The 18,284-nt window shown below is 73.5% G+C and carries 21 protein-coding genes; 10 read left to right on the forward strand and 11 right to left on the reverse strand.

The genetic code is table 11. The features are described 5' to 3' along the window. Positions 1 to 2: 2 nt before the first annotated feature. The 5 genes from Q9S36_RS22325 (at position 3) to Q9S36_RS22345 (ending at position 4,886) form a co-directional block, all read left to right on the forward strand. Positions 3 to 1,133: a histidine kinase gene (locus Q9S36_RS22325; protein WP_311287054.1), complete on the forward strand. Its 1,131-nt coding sequence runs from the start codon at positions 3 to 5 to the stop codon at positions 1,131 to 1,133. After that, the gene (locus Q9S36_RS22330) at positions 1,130 to 1,852 is read left to right on the forward strand and encodes a LytTR family DNA-binding domain-containing protein (protein WP_311287055.1); all 723 of its coding nucleotides are present in this window, start codon (positions 1,130 to 1,132) and stop codon (positions 1,850 to 1,852) included. Before Q9S36_RS22325 ends, Q9S36_RS22330 begins: the two co-directional genes overlap by 4 nt. After that, a complete protein-coding gene (locus tag Q9S36_RS22335) occupies positions 1,849 to 2,244 on the forward strand; it encodes a hypothetical protein (protein WP_311287056.1) in 396 nt (131 codons plus the stop codon). The genes Q9S36_RS22330 and Q9S36_RS22335 overlap by 4 nt, the downstream gene beginning before the upstream one ends. Continuing rightward, positions 2,241 to 3,758, forward strand: a complete 1,518-nt coding sequence (locus tag Q9S36_RS22340) for a cation acetate symporter (protein ID WP_311287057.1) — start codon at positions 2,241 to 2,243, stop codon at positions 3,756 to 3,758. Before Q9S36_RS22335 ends, Q9S36_RS22340 begins: the two co-directional genes overlap by 4 nt. A gap of 87 nt (positions 3,759 to 3,845) precedes the next feature. Continuing rightward, positions 3,846 to 4,886: a DUF4082 domain-containing protein gene (locus Q9S36_RS22345; protein ID WP_311287058.1), complete on the forward strand. Its 1,041-nt coding sequence runs from the start codon at positions 3,846 to 3,848 to the stop codon at positions 4,884 to 4,886. Positions 4,887 to 4,993: 107 nt separating this feature from the next. On the opposite strand, the gene Q9S36_RS22350 is transcribed toward Q9S36_RS22345, so the two are convergent. Continuing rightward, positions 4,994 to 5,650 (reverse strand): VOC family protein, encoded by a 657-nt coding sequence (locus Q9S36_RS22350; RefSeq protein WP_311287059.1) that lies wholly within the window; start codon positions 5,648 to 5,650, stop codon positions 4,994 to 4,996. Between the two features lie 124 nt (positions 5,651 to 5,774). Between Q9S36_RS22350 and Q9S36_RS22355 the strand changes: the two genes are divergently transcribed. Both Q9S36_RS22355 and Q9S36_RS22360 read left to right on the forward strand, forming a co-directional pair. Further along, complete coding sequence (locus tag Q9S36_RS22355) at positions 5,775 to 6,338, forward strand: hypothetical protein (RefSeq protein WP_311287060.1); 564 nt, start codon at positions 5,775 to 5,777, stop codon at positions 6,336 to 6,338. After that, on the forward strand, positions 6,338 to 6,625 hold the full coding sequence (locus Q9S36_RS22360; protein WP_311287061.1) for a transcriptional regulator: 288 nt from the start codon (positions 6,338 to 6,340) through the stop codon (positions 6,623 to 6,625). Before Q9S36_RS22355 ends, Q9S36_RS22360 begins: the two co-directional genes overlap by 1 nt. Before the next feature lie 24 nt (positions 6,626 to 6,649). Here Q9S36_RS22360 and Q9S36_RS22365 read toward each other — a convergent pair whose 3' ends face one another. From Q9S36_RS22365 to Q9S36_RS22385, 5 genes are all read right to left on the reverse strand, one after another. Continuing rightward, complete coding sequence (locus Q9S36_RS22365) at positions 6,650 to 7,555, reverse strand: NAD(P)-dependent oxidoreductase (RefSeq protein ID WP_311287062.1); 906 nt, start codon at positions 7,553 to 7,555, stop codon at positions 6,650 to 6,652. Further along, positions 7,552 to 8,691, reverse strand: coding sequence for a uroporphyrinogen-III synthase (locus Q9S36_RS22370; protein WP_311287063.1), 1,140 nt, complete (start codon positions 8,689 to 8,691; stop codon positions 7,552 to 7,554). Before Q9S36_RS22370 ends, Q9S36_RS22365 begins: the two co-directional genes overlap by 4 nt. After that, positions 8,688 to 9,032: a nitrite reductase small subunit NirD gene (gene nirD / locus Q9S36_RS22375; RefSeq protein WP_311287064.1), complete on the reverse strand. Its 345-nt coding sequence runs from the start codon at positions 9,030 to 9,032 to the stop codon at positions 8,688 to 8,690. The genes Q9S36_RS22370 and nirD overlap by 4 nt, the downstream gene beginning before the upstream one ends. Continuing rightward, positions 9,029 to 11,623: a nitrite reductase large subunit NirB gene (nirB, locus tag Q9S36_RS22380; protein WP_311287065.1), complete on the reverse strand. Its 2,595-nt coding sequence runs from the start codon at positions 11,621 to 11,623 to the stop codon at positions 9,029 to 9,031. The genes nirD and nirB overlap by 4 nt, the downstream gene beginning before the upstream one ends. Positions 11,624 to 11,699: 76 nt before the next feature. Beyond that, the gene (locus Q9S36_RS22385) at positions 11,700 to 12,140 is read right to left on the reverse strand and encodes a hypothetical protein (RefSeq protein WP_311287066.1); all 441 of its coding nucleotides are present in this window, start codon (positions 12,138 to 12,140) and stop codon (positions 11,700 to 11,702) included. A 55-nt stretch (positions 12,141 to 12,195) separates the two neighbouring features. On the opposite strand from Q9S36_RS22385, the gene Q9S36_RS22390 reads away from it, so the two are divergent. After that, entirely contained in the window at positions 12,196 to 13,650 is a 1,455-nt protein-coding gene (locus Q9S36_RS22390) for a phospholipase D family protein (RefSeq protein ID WP_311287067.1), read from the forward strand. Here Q9S36_RS22390 and Q9S36_RS22395 read toward each other — a convergent pair. The 3 genes from Q9S36_RS22395 to Q9S36_RS22405 all read right to left on the reverse strand — a co-directional run bounded on the left by Q9S36_RS22395 (position 13,599) and on the right by Q9S36_RS22405 (position 16,136). Continuing rightward, positions 13,599 to 14,312 (reverse strand): phosphatase PAP2 family protein, encoded by a 714-nt coding sequence (locus Q9S36_RS22395; protein WP_311287068.1) that lies wholly within the window; start codon positions 14,310 to 14,312, stop codon positions 13,599 to 13,601. The genes Q9S36_RS22390 and Q9S36_RS22395 overlap by 52 nt on opposite strands. A 73-nt stretch (positions 14,313 to 14,385) precedes the next feature. After that, positions 14,386 to 15,453 (reverse strand): S-adenosylmethionine:tRNA ribosyltransferase-isomerase, encoded by a 1,068-nt coding sequence (locus Q9S36_RS22400; RefSeq protein ID WP_311287069.1) that lies wholly within the window; start codon positions 15,451 to 15,453, stop codon positions 14,386 to 14,388. Beyond that, the gene (locus tag Q9S36_RS22405) at positions 15,450 to 16,136 is read right to left on the reverse strand and encodes an SDR family NAD(P)-dependent oxidoreductase (RefSeq protein WP_311287070.1); all 687 of its coding nucleotides are present in this window, start codon (positions 16,134 to 16,136) and stop codon (positions 15,450 to 15,452) included. Before Q9S36_RS22405 ends, Q9S36_RS22400 begins: the two co-directional genes overlap by 4 nt. A 49-nt stretch (positions 16,137 to 16,185) precedes the next feature. Here Q9S36_RS22405 and soxR point away from each other — a divergent pair, with 49 nt between their 5' ends. Both soxR and Q9S36_RS22415 read left to right on the forward strand, forming a co-directional pair. Further along, entirely contained in the window at positions 16,186 to 16,668 is a 483-nt protein-coding gene (gene soxR, locus Q9S36_RS22410; protein WP_311287071.1) for a redox-sensitive transcriptional activator SoxR, read from the forward strand. Next, a complete protein-coding gene (locus Q9S36_RS22415) occupies positions 16,665 to 17,090 on the forward strand; it encodes a GNAT family N-acetyltransferase (RefSeq protein WP_311287072.1) in 426 nt (141 codons plus the stop codon). Before soxR ends, Q9S36_RS22415 begins: the two co-directional genes overlap by 4 nt. 298 nt (positions 17,091 to 17,388) lie before the next feature. Here the strand turns inward: Q9S36_RS22415 and Q9S36_RS22420 are convergent, their stop codons facing one another. Together Q9S36_RS22420 and Q9S36_RS22425 are read right to left on the reverse strand one after the other, a co-directional pair. After that, positions 17,389 to 17,808 (reverse strand): VOC family protein, encoded by a 420-nt coding sequence (locus Q9S36_RS22420; protein WP_311287073.1) that lies wholly within the window; start codon positions 17,806 to 17,808, stop codon positions 17,389 to 17,391. A 14-nt stretch (positions 17,809 to 17,822) separates the two neighbouring features. Further along, the gene (locus Q9S36_RS22425) at positions 17,823 to 18,242 is read right to left on the reverse strand and encodes a MarR family transcriptional regulator (RefSeq protein WP_311287074.1); all 420 of its coding nucleotides are present in this window, start codon (positions 18,240 to 18,242) and stop codon (positions 17,823 to 17,825) included. Positions 18,243 to 18,284: the final 42 nt, after the last annotated feature.

Consider the following 18,284-nt stretch of genomic DNA (forward strand, 5'->3'; position numbering starts at 1 on the left):
CCGTGGCGAGATGGCGGTGGCGGCGTACGTCCCTGGGCGGCGAGGCCGACCGCGCCGCCTTCCGTGCGCTGCACAACGCCTCCCTCGCGAGCCCGGCGCTGCGTGAGGGCCTGACCTCGGCGAGCGCCGAGCGGTCGGTGCGCCACCTGCGGGCGCTCCTCGGCACCCCCGCCGCCGGGCTCGGCGACACCAGCGGGCTGCTCGCGTGGGACGGGCTCGGGGGCCACCACCGCAGCCAGCTCGCGGCCACGATCAGCCAGGTCGCGGAGACCGGGCGGACCATGATCGTCGACGAGCGCACGCTGGTGTGCGACGACGGGGGCTGCCAGGTGCGGCAGGCCATCGTGAGCCCGCTGGTCGTCGAGGACACGCTCGTGGGGGCACTGGTCGTGGGTGCGCCCCACACGACCGGCGGCCTGGTCCGGGCGGCCGACGAGGTGGCGTCCTGGGTGAGCGGGCAGCTCGAGCTGGCCGAGCTCGACGCCTCCCGCACCCGCCTGATGGAGGCCGAGGTCCGCGCGCTGCGCGCGCAGATCAGCCCCCACTTCATCTACAACTCGCTCGGCGCGATCGCCAGCTTTGTGCGCACCGACCCCGACCGGGCCCGCGAGCTGCTGCTCGAGTTCGCCGACTTCACCCGCTACTCCTTCCGTCGCCACGGCGAGTACACGACGCTCGCCGAGGAGCTCCGCTCGGTCGAGCGCTACCTCCTGCTCGAGCAGGCGCGCTTCGGCGACCGGCTCCACGTGACGTTGCAGGTCGCCCCGGAGGTGCTCCCCGTGGCCGTGCCGTTCCTGTGCATCCAGCCGCTCGTCGAGAACGCCGTGCGCCACGGGCTGGAGGCCAGCGCCGACAAGGAGGACGGCGTCGGCCGGCTCTCCATCACCGCCCGCGACCTCGACCAGGAGTGCGTGATCGAGGTCGAGGACGACGGCACCGGCGAGGACCCCGAACGGGTGCGGCGCGCCCTCGCCGGGGACACCTCGATGGACTCCGTCGGCCTGGGCAACGTGGACGCCCGGCTGCGCAACGCCTACGGCGACGACTACGGTCTGGTGGTCGAGACCGCGCCCGGCGCCGGCACGAAGGTCATCGTGCGGGTGCCGAAGTTCGCCCCCGGAGTCCAGGTATGACCGCCACCCCGCTGCTCAAGGTCCTCGTCATCGACGACGAGCGTCCCGCGCTCGACGAGCTCACCTTCCTGCTCGGGCGCGACCCACGCATCGGCGAGGTGCGGGGCAGCGACTCCGCGACCGAGGCGCTGCGCGTGCTGCAGGCCGAGGAGGTCGACGCGGTCTTCCTCGACATCCAGATGCCCGGCCTGACCGGCCTCGACCTCGCGCAGGTGCTGTCGCGCTTCAAGCAGCCCCCGCCGGTGGTGTTCGTGACCGCGCACGAGGAGCATGCCGTCGCCGCCTTCGAGCTCCGGGCGGTCGACTACGTCCTCAAGCCGGTGCGCGAGGAGCGCCTCGCCGAGGCCGTACGACGCGTCGTCGAGGCCGGCGGCCCGGCGCCGTCGGGCGACGTGCAGATCCCGGTCGAGCGGGGCGGCGTCACCCGGTTCATCAACCGCTCCGAGATCACCCACGTCGAGGCGCAGGGCGACTACGCGCGGCTGCACACCGCCGAGGGCTCCCACCTGGTGCGCACCCCGCTCAGCTCGCTGGCCGAGCAGTGGGCACCCGCCGGCTTCGTGCGGATCCACCGCTCCGTCCTCGTCGCGCTGCCCCACGTCGAGGAGGTCCGCAGCGAGGGTGGCCGGGTGAGCGTCGTCATCGGCGGCACCGAGCTGCCGGTCTCGCGGCGGCACACACGCGAGCTGCGGTCGGTGCTGACCCGGCGCGAGACATGAGCGAGCAGCCGCCTCCCCGGGTGCGGGTCACCGGGCCGCCGCGGCGCCGCGCGGACGTCGTACGGTCCACGGGGACGCGCGAGATCGACGCCGAGACCGCCCTCGGCGAGGTGTTCATGCGGTCCCTGCTGCGCGAGCAGCTGCTGCTCGCCATTCGCGTGCTGGTCGGGCTGGCCCTGAGCCTCGGGCTGCTGCCGGTGCTGTTCCACCTCGTCCCCTCGCTGCGTGACGTCCACGTCGGCTCGATGCCGCTCGCCTGGCTGCTCCTCGGGGTCCTCACCTACCCGTGGCTGGTGCTGCTCGGGTGGTTCTACGTCCGCCGCTCCGAGGCCAACGAGCGCGACTTCGCCGACCTCGTGGGCTCGGTGCTCCCCGACGAGGACGCCCGGTGAGCACCGACGTCGTGCCCGGCGTCGTCGCCGTCGTCCTGGTCTCGCTCGCGACCCTGGCGATCGGCACCTGGGGCCTGCGGATCTCGCGGACGACCAGCGACTTCTTCGTGGCCTCGCGCACCGTGCGGCCGCGGCTCAACGCAAGCGCGATCGGCGGGGAGTACCTCTCGGCCGCCTCCTTCCTCGGCGTCGCGGGCCTGCTGCTCACCTTCGGCGCGGAGATGCTCTGGTACCCGGTCGGCTGGACCGCCGGCTACCTCGTGCTGCTCGTGCTCGTCGCCGCCCCGCTGCGACGCTCGGGCGCCTACACGCTGCCCGACTTCGCCGAGGCACGGCTCGGCTCGCGGGGCGTGCGCAAGCTGTGCTCGGTGCTGGTCGTGGGCATCGGCTGGCTCTACCTGCTGCCCCAGTTCCAGGGTGCCGGGGTGACGCTGCGCGCGACCATCGACGCGCCCACCTGGGCCGGCTCGCTGGTCGTGGCGCTGGTCGTGCTCGCGTCGGTGAGCCCGGGCGGCATGCGCTCGATCACCTTCGTGCAGGCCTTCCAGTACTGGCTCAAGCTCACCGCCCTGCTGGTGCCGGTCTTCGTGCTGCTGGCGGTCTGGGCGAGCGACGGCGCGCCCGACCCGACGCGGGCCGCGCCGCAGTCGTGGTCGGTGCCGCTGGCCTCCCCCGGCGGTGGCATCGGGCTCTACACGACGTACTCGCTCATCGTCGCGACCTTCCTCGGCACGATGGGGCTGCCGCACGTGGTCGTGCGCTTCTACACCAACCCCGACGGCCGGGCCGCGCGTCGCACGACGCTCGCGGTGCTGGTGCTGCTCGGGATCTTCTACGTCCTGCCGCCGGTGTACGCCGCCCTCGGCCGCATCTACGCCGGCGAGCTGGTCGACGGACGGTCCGACGTGCTCGTGCTCGAGCTGCCGCACCTGATGGTGCCCGGGGCGGCGGGGTCCGTCCTCACCGGCCTGGTCACCGCCGGCGCGTTCGCCGCGTTCCTGTCGACGAGCTCGGGGCTGACCATCGCCGTCGCCGGCGTGCTGTCGCAGGACGTGACCGGACGGCGCTGGGGCCGCTACCGGCTCGGCGGGGTCGCCGCCTTCCGGGTGGCGGCCGCGATCGCGGTCGTCGTACCCCTGCTGGCCTCGCTGCCGGCCCAGGACGTCGCGGTCGCCCGGACGGTGGGGCTGGCGTTCGCGGTGACGGCCTCGACGTTCGCACCGCTGCTGATGCTCGGCATCTGGTGGCGCGGGCTGACGCCGGCCGGCGCCGTGGCCGGGCTGCTGGTGGGCGGGCTCGGGTCGGGCGCGGCGGTCGCGTGGACGCTGGGGGCCTCGCCCTCGAGCGGCTGGGCCGAGGCGCTGCTGGGACAGCCCGCGGCTTGGTCGGTGCCGGCGTCGTTCGTCACGATGGTCGTGGTCTCGCGGCTGACCCGTGCGTCGGTCCCGGTGCACGCCGGACGGTTCATGGTGCGTCTGCACACTCCGGAGGCGGTCGAGCTCGAGCGCGGCTAGACCACCAGCGCCGATCAGCCCGTTCCGCTCCCACCCCTTGGGGTGAGTTGTTAGGTTCCGCTCACATTCACACGCGGTTGGGGAGACATGGGGATCAGGACGCTCGTCGCGTCACTGGCAGGAGTGGTGCTCGCGTCGGCGGGCGTGGCGCCGACCACGGCTGCGCCTGCCCCGGACCACCGTTCCGCCCAGGACGCCGTCGGCCTCTGGGACACCGACTTCAGCGCCGGCCTGGAGGCCGGGGACTGCGGCCGGTGGAAGCTCGGCGAGCGCGGCTTCTGCACCGCCAACGACTGGCGCAACGGCGTCGAGCTCGGCACCGCGTTCCAGACCGCGCGTGACGTCACCGTGGTCGGCGTGCGGGTCTACCGCGTCGACCCGGGCCAGGTGACCGGCTCCCTCTGGGACGGCCTCGGCAACCGCATCGCGACCGGCACGTTCGCGCAGACCAGCAAGAAGGGCTGGCAGGACCTGGTCTTCGCGCAGCCCGTCGCGATCTCGCCCGGCCAGACCTACATCGCGTCCTACTACACGCCCGGCACGAAGTACGCTTTCCAGTACGACTTCTTCGACCGCGCGCTGACCCGCGGCCCGATCACCGCGCTGCGCGCGACGGCCTCCGCCCCCAACGGCCTGCACTGCTACGACGTCGCCCCGTGCACCTACCCCACCGACGGCTTCCGCAGCTCCAGCTACTGGGTGACCCCGTTGTGGCGGACGTCCTCGACCCCGACCCCGACACCCACCCCCGCGCCGACGCCCACCCCCGTCCCGCCCGCGGCACAGGCGCCCGCCGTGCAGGCGTCCGCCCCGAGCGCCGGTGCGACCCGGGTGAGCCGGGGGACCTCGATCCGGGTGACGTTCTCCACGAAGATCCGCGCCGCCACCCTGACCCGCGCCAGCGTCCGGCTGGTCCGTGCGGGCCGGGCGGCGCGGGTGCCCGCGCGACTGTCGTACGACGCCCGGCGCGCGCGGCTCACGCTCACCCCGAGGAGCCGCCTGCAGCCCGGGACGACCTACCGCGTCGTGGTGACCTCGAAGGTCCGCGACACCCACGGCAACGCGCTCGACCAGGACCCGCAGAAGCCGGGCATCCAGCGGGCGAGCTGGACCTTCCGCACGCGCTGAGGTCTGCGGGGCCTCCTGCGCGCACGTGCGGCGGTTGTGGCCCTTGCACGCGTCATCCGGCGGCCACTTCCGCCGCACGTGCGCACTTCGGCGCCTGGGGACCCATCTCAGGAGCGCAGGCGGAACTCGTTGCCGTCGGGGTCCGCCAACTCGACCTCGTCGTCGCGCCGGACGACGACCGTCGCGCCCAGGCCGACGAGGCGGTCGACCTCGGTGTCGAGGTCGGCGGCCTCGAGCACGAAGTGCATCCGGTTGCGGCCGTGGCGCTCGTTCAACGGCGGGCCGCCCCAGGCGATCTTGGTGCCACCGCCCGGCGGCTGGATCGCCGTCTCGCCGTCCTCGTCGTGGACGAGCGGCCAGCCGAGGGCCTCGCTCCAGAAGACCCCGACCTCGCGGGTGCCGTCCGCTGCGAGCTCGCCGAGGAACCCGGTGCCGGCCAGCCAGCCGTTGCCCGCCTCGATCACGCAGAACTCGTTGCCGTCCGGGTCGGCCAGCACGACGTGGTCCTCCTCCGGCAGCTGGCCGACGTCGAGGTGCCTGGCCCCGAGCGCGAGCGCCCGGGCGACGGTGTCCTCCTGCGCAGCGGTGTTGCTGGTCAGGTGGAGGTGGATCTGGTTGAGCCCGACCTTCGGCACGTCGCCCGGCTCGACGACGAGGGTGAAGGGCAGGTCGTCGCGCGACGGGCCGAGGAGGTCGCGCCAGAAGGAGGCCAGCCGCTCGGGGTCGGACGAGAGGATCGTGAGCGACCGCAGGCGGGCAGACATGGTTCGCACCGTAGGCAGATCTCCGGCCCGGCGCGAGCCGTTTGTCGTCAGCCACGCATGCAGTCGCTCGCCCGACCCGGTCCACTACTTGCCAAATCGGAAAGTACAGTTCATAGTTTCCATCATGGAAAGCACGTCGACGCCGTACGACCCGGACGACCCGAGGCAGGCCCTGGCCGCAGCGGACCGGGCGAGCCACCGCTTGTCAGCCGGTCTGCGGCTGCCCCCCGGGTTCCATCCGGCACTGGCCGTGGCGATCGCTCTCCAGATCGGCACCGCCGCCTGGGGCATCGCCGCTCAGACGGGCACCGGCCTCGCCGTGGCACTGGCAGGCGCCGTGGTGTTCCTGGGATTCGCCGCGCTGGCGCTGCACCGCTTCCGGCAGGTCAACGGCGCCAGGCTCGACGGCCTGACCAGCCAGGTCGTCCTGGGGGCCGGGACCATGGCCTCGAGCATCTACGTGTGCACGTTCGGGGCCGCCACCTGGGCCGCCTTCGAGTCCCAGTGGTGGCTGGTCGCCGCGGCGGCCGCGACAGGAGGGGCTGGGTACGCCCTCGCCGCCCGGCAGTGGTGGCGCGCCTACCAGCTCGACCCGGTCGGGCACGCGGTCGGCGCCTCCTCGCGGGCACTGGCCGTCCTTGCGGCAGTTGCCGGCCTCGGCCTCGTCGTGCTGCTCGTCACCGGCTGATGCCCCGTCTCGACCCGCTCATCCACGCTCCTGCCCGGCTCCAGGTGGTCACCACGCTCGCAGCCGTGTCCGAGGCAGAGTTCGTCACCCTGCGCACCGCTCTCGACGTGAGCGACTCGGTGCTGTCCAAGCACATCTCGGCGCTGGCAGAGGCCGGCTACGTCCGCAGCCGCAAGTCGGTCCACGCCGGCCGACGCACCACCTGGATCAGCTTGACCCCCGCTGGCCGCGCTGCCCTGCGCGCCCACGTCGCGGCGCTGCGCGAGCTGATCGCCGACGTCGACTGACGTCCCGGGTGGCGGAGGGCACACCTACAGCGCCCGCACGCCCTCCTCGAGCTCCGCGAGCGCGTCCTGCAGCGAGACCTTCGGCGCCCAGCCCCAGCCCCGAGCCCGGTCGGCGAGGATCTGGCCGGTCCACGCGTCGCCGTCCTCCCAGACGGGGTCGACGCCGAGGGCGCGGGCGACGGTGCCGAGGTAGTCGCGCTGGGTCGCCGGCTCGCTGGCGACGTTCACCGGGGTGCAGCCGGCCGCCACCGGGCCGGACGACGGGTCCGCGGACACGGGGATCGCGCCGGTCGCCACGTCCGCGACGAGGGCCGCCAGGTCGGTGACGTGCACCCAGGCGAACGACTTGTCCGGCGGCGCGTGGCGCTCGGTCTCGGAGTCGCGGATCTCGGCGGGGCGCACCGAGTTCCACACCGACGACTCCCCCGGGCCGAGGATCGCGGGCGGCCGGACCAGGACGCGCGTGGCACCCTCCAGCCGGTCGAGCGCGGCGTCGACGTCGCGCTTGATCACTGCGTAGTCGTCGGCGTCGTCGCCCACCAGCGCGGAGTCCTCGGAGACGTCGCCGACGCCCGGGCTGCGGTCGTAGACCGCAGCGGTCGAGACGTGGACGAGGAGGGGTACGCCGGCCGCGACCGCGGCCTCCGCGACGACCAACGTGCCGTCGAGGCCCACGCGGCGCTGGGCCTCCGCGTCGCCGCCGAGCGGGTGGACCGTCGTCACCAGCGCGTCGGCGCCCGCCACGACCGTCCCGGCGAACGCGGGATCCGCGAAGTCGCCGACGTGCTCCTCGACGCCCGGGTCGTCCGGGGCGGCGCCCACGCGGCGTACGACGGCGCGCACGGTCGCGCCTCGCTCGGTCAGGGCGGCCACCACGTGGCGGCCGACGAGGCCGTTGGCTCCGGTCACGACGACGATCGGTGAGGTCATGCCTCCACACTGACAGCCAGCCGGTAGCCCCGCTTCACCACGGTCAGCACGGCCTTGGTGCCGATCGCGGCGCGGAGCCGGGCCACGGCCATCTCGACGGCGTGCTCGGAGCCGGCCTGTCCGCTGGGCAGCGCGGCCAGCAGGGCGCGGCGCGACACCACGAACCCGGGGTTGACCAGCAGGGCCATCAGGACCGACGCGGGCGCCGGGGACAGCTCGACGGGCACGCCGTCGAGGATCAGCGAGTCGCCGTGCACGATGAGCGTGCGCCCGTCCGCGAGGCGTACGCCGACGCCGTCACGCCGCGTCGGCAGCTCGGTCTCGAGCTGCTTGACCATCCCCGCCAGCCGCGAGCGCTCGGGGAAGATCGTCGGCACGCCCCACATCTCGAAGGCCGCCGCGGTCACCGGCCCGACGCACGACGCGACCACGTCGGACTGGAACGCCGAGATGACGTCGTCGCGGCGACCGACCGAGAAGGCCGCCTCCATCAGGGCCGCGACGGCGGGCGCGGAGGTGAACGTGACCGCGTCGAGCTCGCGGTCGGCGATCCGGTCGATGAGGTGGAACATCGGCTCCGGGTCGTCGGCCGACGCCACCCGGTAGATCGGCACGGTGACCACGGACGCACCCTGGCGGCGCAGCGCGTGCGCGGCCATCGAGAGCGACTGGCCGTGCTCCTGCACGACGATCCGCTTGCCGCTCAGGTCGCGGCCGCGCAGGTGCGCGAGCACGTCCTCGAAGCACTCCGACTCCGGCGCCCACAGCTCGCGGAGCCCGTGGCGGCGCAGCACTCCGACGCTCTTCGGGCCGCGGGCGAGGATCTCGGCGCCGTCGAGCGTGGCGACCAGCTCGTCGTAGAGGCCGGCCTCGCGGGCGGCCTCGAGCCAGGTCTTCATGCCGACGCCGGTCGTGGCGAGGAAGAAGTCGACCGGCCCCGTGAGCACCTCCTTCGTCGCGGCGAGCAGCTCGGCGAGGTCGACGTGGTTCGGCTCGAGCGACAGCGCCGCGGCCCACTCCACCGAGGCGCCGCGGCGGCGCAGCAGCGCGACCTGCTCGTCGGCCTTCCGTGCGGCAGTGACGCCGATCCGGAAGCCGTCGAGCGGTCGGGCCTCGGGGACGGGGGCTTGGCTCACGCGACCTCCCGCCGACGGCCGACCAGCACGCGCCCGTCGACCACCGCGACGTCGTACGTCGGCACGCGCACCGACGCGTCGTCGAGGCAGGCACCGGTGCGCAGGTCGAAGGCCTGCTTGTACATCGGTGAGCTCACGACCGGTACGTCGCCGCGGCTGCCCACGATGCCGCGGGCCAGCACGGAGGCGCCGCTGAACGGGTCGACGTTGCCGAGGGCGTGGAGGGTGCCGTCGTGGGTGCGGAACACCGCGACCGGGTGCCCGTCGACCAGCGCCGCCACGCCGCCCTCGAGCGGCACGGACTCCACGTCGCACACCGACGTCATCGCGAGGGTCGTCATGCCGGGGCTCCCACCGAGATCAGCGCGGGTGCGATCGGCTGCACCTGGTCGCGCTCGGTCGTGAACGCGATGGTCGGGTCGGGGGTGTCGGGCGCGTTGACGAACGACACGAACCGGGCCAGCTTCTCCGGGTCCTCGAGGGTCGCGCGCCACTCGTCGGCGTACCCACCGACGTGGCGGGCCATCTCCGCCTCGAGCTCGGCGCCGAGCCCGAGCGCGTCGTCGACGACCACCTCGCGCACGCGGTCGAGGCCGCCCTCGAGGTGCTCGATCCAGGTCGAGGTGCGCTGGAGCCGGTCGGCGGTGCGGACGTAGTACATGAGGAAGCGGTCGAGGTACGACACCAGCGTCCCGGTGTCCAGGTCGCCGGCCAGGAGCCGCGCGTGGGCGGGGGTGGCGCCGCCGTTGCCGCCGACGTAGAGGTTCCAGCCCTTCTCGGTCGCGATGACGCCGAAGTCCTTGCCGCGCGCCTCGGCGCACTCGCGGGCGCAGCCGCTGACGCCCCCCTTGAGCTTGTGCGGGCTGCGCAGGCCCCGGTAGCGCAGCTCGAGGGCGATCGCGAGGCCGACGGAGTCCTGGACGCCGTAGCGGCACCAGGTTGACCCGACGCACGACTTCACCGTGCGCAGCGACTTGCCGTAGGCGTGGCCGGACTCGAAGCCCGCGTCGACGAGGCGCCGCCAGATCGCGGGCAGCTGCTCCATCCGGGCGCCGAGGAGGTCGATGCGCTGGCCGCCGGTGATCTTGGTGTAGAGGTCGAAGTCGCGGGCGACCTCGCCGATGACGATCAGCTTCTCCGGCGTGATCTCACCGCCGGGGATGCGCGGCACCACGGAGTAGGTGCCGTTGCGCTGGATGTTGGCGAGGTAGGCGTCGTTGGTGTCCTGGAGGCCGGCGGTCTCCCGCTCGAGGATGTGGGTGCTGGTCTGGCTGGCCAGGATGCTCGCGATCGCCGGCTTGCAGATGTCACAGCCGCGGCCGGTGCCGTGGGCCTCGACGATGTCGTCGAAGCGGCGGTAGCCGTGGACCGCGACCACGTCGAAGAGCTCCTGCCGGGTCAGCCGGAAGTGCTCGCACAGCCCCTTGTCGACGACCCTGCCCTGGCTGGCGAAGTGCTCCTCGATGAGGTTCTTCACCGTCGGGACGCACGAGCCGCACGTGCTGCCGGCGCGCGTGCAGGCCTTGACGGCCGCGACGTCCTCACACCCCTGCTCGGCGACCGCGTGCAGGATGTCGGCCTTGGTGACGTCGTTGCACGAGCAGACCTGGGCCCCGTCAGGCATCCCCAGCTCGACGCCGCCGCCCGCAGGGAGGATGAGCTGCTCCGGGTTGTCGGGGAGGGGCAGCCCGCTGCTCACCAGCGGCCGGAGCACGCCGTACGCCGACGCGTCGCCGACCAGGATCCCGCCGAGCAGCCGGGTCCCGTCCTCGCTCACCACGAGCTTCTTGTAGACGCCGGTGACGGCGTCGGAGTAGACGAGCTCGAGGGAGTCCGGGGTGGTCGCGAAGGCGTCGCCGAAGCTGGCGACGTCGACGCCGAGCAGCTTGAGCTTGGTCGACATGTCGGCGCCCGTGAAGGCGCCCGGCCCACCGAGGAGCGCGTCGACGACGACCTCTGCCATCGCGTAGCCGGGCGCCACGAGGCCGTACATCGTCCCGCCGGGTGCCGCGCACTCGCCGATGGCGAAGACCGCCGGGTCGCTGGTGCGGCACTGCTCGTCGACCAGCACGCCCCCGCGCTCGGCGACCGCGAGGTCGCACTCCCGCGCGAGCGCGTCGCGCGGGCGGATGCCGGCGGAGAACACCACGACCTGCGCCTCAATCGTCGTCGTCGGTGCGCCTTCCTCGGTCCCGGCCGGCCGCATGCGCAGCCCGGTCACCGCATCCGTCCCGGTCACCTCCTCGGTGAGCACACCGGTGTGGGCGGTGACGCCGAGCCGCTCGATGTGCCGCACCAGCGTGGTGCCGGCGGCGTCGTCGAGCTGGACCGGCATCAGGCGCGGCGCCATCTCCACGACGTGGGTGTCGAGCCCGAGCTGGACGAGGGCGTTGGCCGCCTCGAGACCGAGGAGGCCGCCGCCGACCACGATGCCGCTGGTGGCGGTGGCGCTCGCGGCCTTGATCGCCTGCAGGTCCTCGATGGTCCGGTAGACGAAGCAGCCGCGGCGGCCGCGGCCCTCGACCGGCGGCACGAAGGGCGCGGCGCCGGTGGCGAGCACCAGGACGTCGTACTCGTGCACGGTGACCGCCCCCGGGTGGGCCAGCGGGTCACCTGCTGCGGTCGGAGGCGAGACCACCGTGACCGTCCGTGCGGCACGGTCGATCTCGGTCACGACGCTGTCGAGCACGAGCCGCACGCGCGGGTCGTCGTACTCACCGCCGGGGAGGAGCGAGAGCGCCTCGTCGCCGTTGCCGTCGGCGTCGTGGCCGAACCAGCTGGTCAGCGCGACCCGGTCGTACGCCGCCCTCGGCTCCTCGCCGACGACGAGCACGTCGTGGGTCTCGGTGAGGCCGCGCTCGACGGCAGCCTGGGCGAACCGGTGGCCCACCATGCCGTGCCCGACGACGACGATCCGCTGGCGCTTGGTCATGGCGACGACGCTAGGAACGCGATGTTTCCCGCCCGTCGGGAGAATGTTTCGGCTGTGAAAACTGGCCGGCACGACCTCACACGAGGTCGGCCAGCTCGTCGCTCATCGCGGCGAGCAGCGCGAGCTGGGCCCGGGTGACGTAGGACGGGTTGCTGCCCGCCGGCATCCGGAGCACCTCGAGCGACGACAGCTCCGGGTGCCCCACGAGCTCGCTGCGCAGCAGCGGCTCGCGCAGCGGCAGCAGCCTCATCGGCATCGTCCCGTCCGTCGCCGGTCCCGTGGTCCGGCCGCACGCGTGGATGCCGGCCGGGTGCTCCGCGCGCGTCCCGCTGACCCAGAGCAGCACCGGTTGCCCGGGTGCCACCAGCGCGGTGCGGTACGTCGGTCGCGCGCACCAGGCCCCGACGTGGGCGAAGCCGGTCCGCACGTGCTGCCCGGTCGACGGCTCGGCCCCGCTGGCCTTGACCAGCCAGGCGCCGAGGGTGTCCAAGGACAGGGCGCGGGCAGCGGGAACCACCCCCTGAGGGTGGCACACCGTCGACGGCACGGCTCCGCGCTGGGAGCCTGTGGGGGTGAGCGAGTGGTTCCTGCCCGAGTCGGAGCGCCCGTGGACGTCGGGCAACCTCGTGGTGCCGCGCGTGCACGGCGCGGAGTACTTCGCCCGCGTCGTGGAGCTGGTCGGCGCCACCGAGGCCGGCGACCGGATCTTCTTCACCGACTGGCGAGGCGACTCCGACGAGCGGCTGACCGACCAGGGCCCCACCGTCGCCGAGCTCCTCCGGGCGGCTGCCGGCCGGGGCGTGGAGGTCCGCGCCCTCATGTGGCGCTCCCACCCCGGCCAGCTCAACAGCGAGGAGAACGGCCACCTCGGCCGCGTCATCAACGAGTGCGGGGGCGAGGCGCTGCTCGACGAACGCGTCCGGCGTGGTGGCTCGCACCACCAGAAGCTGTTCGTGGTGCGGCGCAAGGGCAGGCCCGAGGAGGACGTGGCCTTCGTCGGCGGCATCGACCTCTGCCACGGTCGGCGCGACGACGCGCGGCACGCCGGCGACCCCCAGGCGCCGCCCCTCGACGACAGGTACGGCGACACGCCTCCGTGGCACGACGTGATGGCGGAGATCCGCGGACCCGCCGTCGCGCACGTGCTCGACACCTTCACCGAGCGGTGGGACGACGACACGCCGCTCGACCACCGCAACCCCTACCGGGCGGCGGCACACCGGATCGCCCGGATGCCCCGGCACCCGGAGGAGCTGCCCGCGCGGTGGGACCCACCGCCCGAGGCCGGCCGCCACCGGGTGCAGATCCTGCGGACCTACCCGTACAAGCGCCCTCGCTACCCGTTCGCCCCGGACGGCGAGCGGTCCATCGCCCGGGCCTACTCCCGCGCGTTCAGCCGCGCCAAGCGGCTGGTCTACGTCGAGGACCAGTACTTCTGGTCCGACGTGGTCGCCACCACCCTCGCCGACGCGCTGCGCCGCGAGCCCGACCTGCAGGTGATCGCGGTGGTCCCGCGGCACCCCGAGGAGGACAACAAGGTCGCCGGGCCCCCGATGAGGTACGGCCAGCGCATCGCCTGGGACCGGCTGCGCGAGGCCGGCGGCGAGCGGTTCGCGATGTTCGACCTCGAGAACGCCGCCGGCACGCCGGTCTACGTCCACGCCAAGGTCTGCATCGTCGACGACGCGTGGATGACGATCGGCTCCGACAACCTCAACCTGCGCTCGTGGACGCACGACTCCGAGCTCACCTGCGCCGTGGTCGACCCCGACGGCGAGCTGCCGCGGAGCCTGCGCACGCGGCTGTGGGCCGAGCACCTCGGGCTGCCCGACGACGAACGCCTGGCGGACGTCGAGGACCCGATGGCGCTGTGGACCTCACGCGTCGGTGCCCCGGGCTCGCGCATCGGGTGGCACGAGCCGCCCCGGCTCTCGCGTCGTACGACGCTGTGGGCGCGCCCCGCCTACCGCCTGGCCTACGACCCCGACGGCAGGCCGCGCGCGCTGCGCGGCACCTCGGAGTTCTGAGGACCCTCGTCGTCCCCGGATCGCTGCGGCAGGAGCACGCGGGAGACCACCACGAGCCAGACCGTCGCGAAGACCAGGCTGGCCATCACGTCGGTCGGGTGGTGCGCGCCCTGGTAGAGCCGGGACGGGGCGACGACGAGCGGGGCGAGGAACAGCGGCCATATCCACGGGCGCCAGCGCGGCGCGACGGCGCCGACCCAGAGGGCGATGCCGCCGTAGACGACGATCGAGGTCGCCACGTGACCGGACGGGTAGCTGTGGTCCGGGATCAGGCCCGGGTCGAGGATCTCGACGGGTGGTCGGTCGCGGGTGACGAGGTGCGTGACGATGACGTAGAGCGCGAGGTACCCGGCGACGAGGACGGTGAAGTAGACGACCGGGCGCCACGAGCGCAGCCGCCACGCGGCGAGGCCCGCGACCACCACGGCCAGCCCGACGCCGATGATCGTGTCGGCGATGCCGCTGCCGATGGCGGCGGCCACGTCGAGGTCGGCGGTGCGCTCGGCGGCGATGGAGCGCTCGACGCTGTCGTCCCACGGGTCCACCGTCGACTCGAGCGGACCGGTGATCACCCAGCCGACGGCGAGGACGGCGAGGACGAGAACGGCCCACACGGCCGCGAGGGTGCGCGCCACCGCCCGGTGGCTCGTCGAGAGGCTCACAGGGGTGAGACTGCCGCACGGGGTCCTCGCGCCGTCCACCCCCAGGGCCATTTCGCCCCCGTGGCCGCAGCGATCAGCGCCGCAGCAAGAGCGCCGAGTCGCCGAACTCGTGCCAGAGGTAGCCCTCCGCGACCGCCGCGTCGTACGCCGCCTGGGTGAGGCCGGGACCGGCCACCGCCTCGACGAGGAGCAGGTGCGAGGCCATCGGGTCGTGCCAGCCCGTGACCAGGCCGTCGACCACCCGGGGCGGATCGCCAGGCGTGACGACGCGGTCGGTCCAGCCTCGTCCGGCGATCACGTGCCGTCCCCGCACGCTGGACTCCACCGCGCGGGTCGCCGTGGTGCCCACCGCGACCACGCGGCCGCCGTCGGCCCGTGACCCGTTGATCAGCCGGGCACTGGTCGGCGGCACCTCGAACCACTCCGGGCCGGGCGCCTCGCCGGCCTCCTGCGAGGAGACGCCGGTGTGCAGCGTGACCGGCGCGAAGTGCACGCCGGCGGCCACCAGCCGGGTCACCAGGGCGTCGGTGAAGGGCCGGCCGGCCGAGGCCATCTCGGCGCTGCCGGGCCGGAACCCGAAGACGGTCTGGTAGGCCGACAGCGGGTAGCGGTGGTCGAGGTAGCCGTAGGCGATCGGGCGGCCGTTCCAGTCGAGCTGGCGGTCCAGGTCCCCGCGGACCGACGCCCGCCAGAGCCGGTTGCCGCGACCGGTCGGGGACGACGGCGTACCACTGGGCCAGGGCTCGCGCAGCACCAGGCGTACGTCGCCCACCGCCACGACTGCCCCCTCCCAGGCGTCGAGGATCGCGCGACCGGCGTCGGGCGCGGTGCGCAGCTCGACGACGCGGTCCCCGTCGTCGAGGCGGTGGGCCACGTGCAGCACGACCGGATCCCCGTCGAGCACCGCGTCGACCTGGCCGTTGACGGTGGCCGAGGTGTTGACGACGAGGACGTCGCCGGGGTGCAGGTGGTCGGGCAGGTCGCGGAAGCGGACATGGTCGATGCCGTCGGGCGTGCCGACCAGCAGTCGCACCTCGTCCCGCGCCAGCCCGCGCTCCTCCGCCGGCTTCGGGGCGAAGGTGGAGGCCTCGAAGCGGGTGCGCGGGGTCTCGTGGAGCCGTGCCGTCCAGGACCGGGTCATCCGAGGTCCTCCGCCCGGTAGCGGCCGGAGGCCGGACGGGTTCCCAGCAGGGCCAGCAGACGGGGGACCACCGTCTCGGGGAGCGGGCGGTCGGAGATGTCCTCGCCGGGGAAGGCGTCCTGGTGCATCGCGGTCCGCATGTCCCCGGGGTCCACCGCGTAGCCCGTCAGGCCCGTCTCGGCGGCGTAGGTCAGCGTGACGTGGTCCAGCGCGGCCTTGCTCGCGCCGTAGAGCCCCCACGTCTCGTAGTGGGCGACGGCGGCGTCCGAGCTGATGGAGAGCAGCACGCCGTCTGCCTCCCGCAGCCACGGCAGGAGGGCCGAGGTCAGCACAAGGGGCGCGCCGATGTTGGTGCGCCACACCTGCGCCAGGTCGGCGATGTCGACCTCGGCCAGAGGACGCATCGGGAGCGGACCGAGCGTGCTGGCGTTGTGGACGAGCAGGTCCAGGCGGCCGCGGTCGCCGACCGCGGCCACGAGGCGGTCGCGGTGGTCGGCGTCGGTGAGGTCGCCCACCACCACGGTCACCCCCGCGGGCAGCTCCGCCTCCTTGAACTTCTCCTCGCTGCGTCCGTCGGTCAGGACGTCCCAACCCGCTGCGGCCAGGGCGCGGACGAGGGCACGTCCCAGTCCTGCCGATCCTCCGGTGACGAGCGCCACCCGTGTCGTCGTGTTCGTAGTCATGCCATCATGGTTCAAGTTGAAGTGAACTTGAGTTCAAGGGGTGACATCGATGGATGCTCGCGACCTCCTCCCGATGGGCGAGATCTCGCGGCGCAGCGGCTTCGCGGCCTCGGCCATCCGCTACTACGAGGCGGAGGGCCTCATCGAGGCGCACCGCTCCGGCGGGGGCCAGCGACGGTTCGAGCGCAGCGTGCTCCGGCGCCTCGCCTTCATCCGCGCGGCCTCCAACGTCGGGCTGACCATCGAGGAGATCCGCGAGGAGCTCGCCCGGCTGCCGGGCAACCGCACGCCCACCAAGGCCGACTGGCACCGCATCTCGCAGCACTGGCGTCGTCGGCTCGACGACCAGATAGCCGCCCTCGAGCGCCTCAAGGGCGGGCTCGACAGCTGCATCGGCTGCGGGTGCCTGAGCCTGCGGTCGTGCGCCTTCTCCAACGCCGGCGACTGGGCCGCCGAGCGCGGGCCCGGCGCGCAGCTGCTGCCCGACACCCTCCGCAAGCCGCACCCGACCAGGCGAGGATCATCCTCATGACCGACCAGCACGAGATCCGCACCGACGTCGCCGACATGGACCTCGACCTCGTCCACCGGTGGCTGAGCACCGACGCCTACTGGTCGATGGGCCGTTCCCGCGAGGCCGTGGGCACCGCCGCGGAGCACTCGTTGAACTTCGCCACGTTCACCGCCGACGGGCAGCAGGTGGCCTACGCCCGCGTCGTCACCGACCGCGCCAACTTCGCCTGGCTCTGCGACGTGTACGTCGACCGCGCCCACCGCGGCACGGGCGTGGGCACGCGCCTGGTGGCGGCCGTCGCCGAGCACCTCGACGCCCTCGGCGTGAAGCGCACGCTGCTGGCGACCCGGGACGCGCACGAGGTCTACTCCGGCTTCGGCTTCACCCCTCTCCCCGACCCGACGATGTGGATGGTCAGGACGCCTCCCGCCGCCGGTTGAGCCCTCGGGCCCCCGCCGGTTGAGGTGCGAGGAGCGCCAGCGACGAGCCTCGAAACCTGCGGTGGGGGCTGGTTTCGAGGCTCGCTCCGCTCGCACCTCAACCACCAGCAAGCCTCCCCACCTGCCGCTGGTTGGAGGTGCGAGGAGCGCCCCGCTCCCGCCGGTTGAGGTGCGAGGAGCGCCAGCGACGAGCCTCGAAACCTGCGGCGGAAGCTGGATTCGAGGCTCGCTCCGCTCGCACCTCAACCACCAAGGACAGGGGCTTGCACATCAACCACCAAGCGCAGGCGCTCGCACATCAACCAGCGGGGAGGCTGAACAGGGTCAGCTGCATGCCGTCCGGCGCGGCGACGCGGGCGTTGCGGTCGCCCCAGGGCGTGTCGACGGCGTCCGCGACGGGGGTCGCCCCGGCACCGACCAGAGAGGCGGCAGCGGCATCGGCATCGGGCACCTGGAGCGCGAAGCGCACCTTCCCCGTCACCCGGTGCCCGACCTCGAGGTCGTCGACCATCGCGGCCTGCGCCTGGTCGAACAGCTCGAGCGTCGCGCGGCCCGCGTCGAGCAGCAGCACCCGGCCCCGGTCACTGCTCCAGTCGGCCACCTGGGGCAGGCCGAGCGCATCGCGGTAGAGGCGTACGGCCGCGTCGAAGTCGTCGACGGTGAGGGTGATGCGGAACTCGTGGACATCGAGGTGGACATCGGGGTGGACATCGGTCATGGGTCGATCCTCGCTCAGGCGTAGGGGTCGGTCACCTCACGCAGCTTCGTGAGCGCGACGCGCAGCTGGACGGTGAGCCGCGGACCGAGGTGCTCGGCCCACTCCTGCTCGACGCCGATGACGACCCGCATCGCCTCCTGCGACGCTGCGCGGCCGCGCTCGGTGAAGCGGATCAGCCGCGCCCGCCCGTCCGCCGGGTCGGCGACCCGTTCGACCAGACCCTGCTGCTCGAGGGCGGCGACGAGCACGCTCGCGGTCTGCTTGGTGACCTGCGCGCGCTCGGCGAGGTCGGTGAGCCGGGAGCCCCCGTCGGCGATGCGCTGGGCGAGACGCGCCTGCGCCGGGGTGACGTCGTAGCCGGCTGCGCGCATCGTGGCGACGACCCGCTCGTCCATCGCACGGTAGGACACGAACATGAGCGTGGCGAGGTCCATCGCACCCCTTGACATTGGTCAGCATCCCTGACCACTATGGTC

The organism is Microbacterium sp. ARD31, assembly GCF_031844425.1.

Excerpts from the sequence above, each read along its gene's own strand:
- Q9S36_RS22330 (WP_311287055.1), top strand. The coding sequence starts at position 1,130 with ATGACCGCCACCCCGCTGCTCAAGGTCCTCGTCATCGACGACGAGCGT.
- Q9S36_RS22335 (WP_311287056.1), top strand. The coding sequence starts at position 1,849 with ATGAGCGAGCAGCCGCCTCCCCGGGTGCGGGTCACCGGGCCGCCGCGG.
- Q9S36_RS22345 (WP_311287058.1), top strand. The coding sequence starts at position 3,846 with ATGGGGATCAGGACGCTCGTCGCGTCACTGGCAGGAGTGGTGCTCGCG.
- Q9S36_RS22350 (WP_311287059.1), bottom strand. The coding sequence starts at position 5,650 with ATGTCTGCCCGCCTGCGGTCGCTCACGATCCTCTCGTCCGACCCCGAG.
- Q9S36_RS22355 (WP_311287060.1), top strand. The coding sequence starts at position 5,775 with ATGGAAAGCACGTCGACGCCGTACGACCCGGACGACCCGAGGCAGGCC.
- Q9S36_RS22360 (WP_311287061.1), top strand. The coding sequence starts at position 6,338 with ATGCCCCGTCTCGACCCGCTCATCCACGCTCCTGCCCGGCTCCAGGTG.
- Q9S36_RS22365 (WP_311287062.1), bottom strand. The coding sequence starts at position 7,555 with ATGACCTCACCGATCGTCGTCGTGACCGGAGCCAACGGCCTCGTCGGC.
- nirD (WP_311287064.1), bottom strand. The coding sequence starts at position 9,032 with ATGACGACCCTCGCGATGACGTCGGTGTGCGACGTGGAGTCCGTGCCG.
- nirB (WP_311287065.1), bottom strand. The coding sequence starts at position 11,623 with ATGACCAAGCGCCAGCGGATCGTCGTCGTCGGGCACGGCATGGTGGGC.
- Q9S36_RS22400 (WP_311287069.1), bottom strand. The coding sequence starts at position 15,453 with ATGACCCGGTCCTGGACGGCACGGCTCCACGAGACCCCGCGCACCCGC.
- Q9S36_RS22405 (WP_311287070.1), bottom strand. The coding sequence starts at position 16,136 with ATGACTACGAACACGACGACACGGGTGGCGCTCGTCACCGGAGGATCG.
- soxR (WP_311287071.1), top strand. The coding sequence starts at position 16,186 with ATGGATGCTCGCGACCTCCTCCCGATGGGCGAGATCTCGCGGCGCAGC.
- Q9S36_RS22415 (WP_311287072.1), top strand. The coding sequence starts at position 16,665 with ATGACCGACCAGCACGAGATCCGCACCGACGTCGCCGACATGGACCTC.
- Q9S36_RS22420 (WP_311287073.1), bottom strand. The coding sequence starts at position 17,808 with ATGACCGATGTCCACCCCGATGTCCACCTCGATGTCCACGAGTTCCGC.
- Q9S36_RS22425 (WP_311287074.1), bottom strand. The coding sequence starts at position 18,242 with ATGGACCTCGCCACGCTCATGTTCGTGTCCTACCGTGCGATGGACGAG.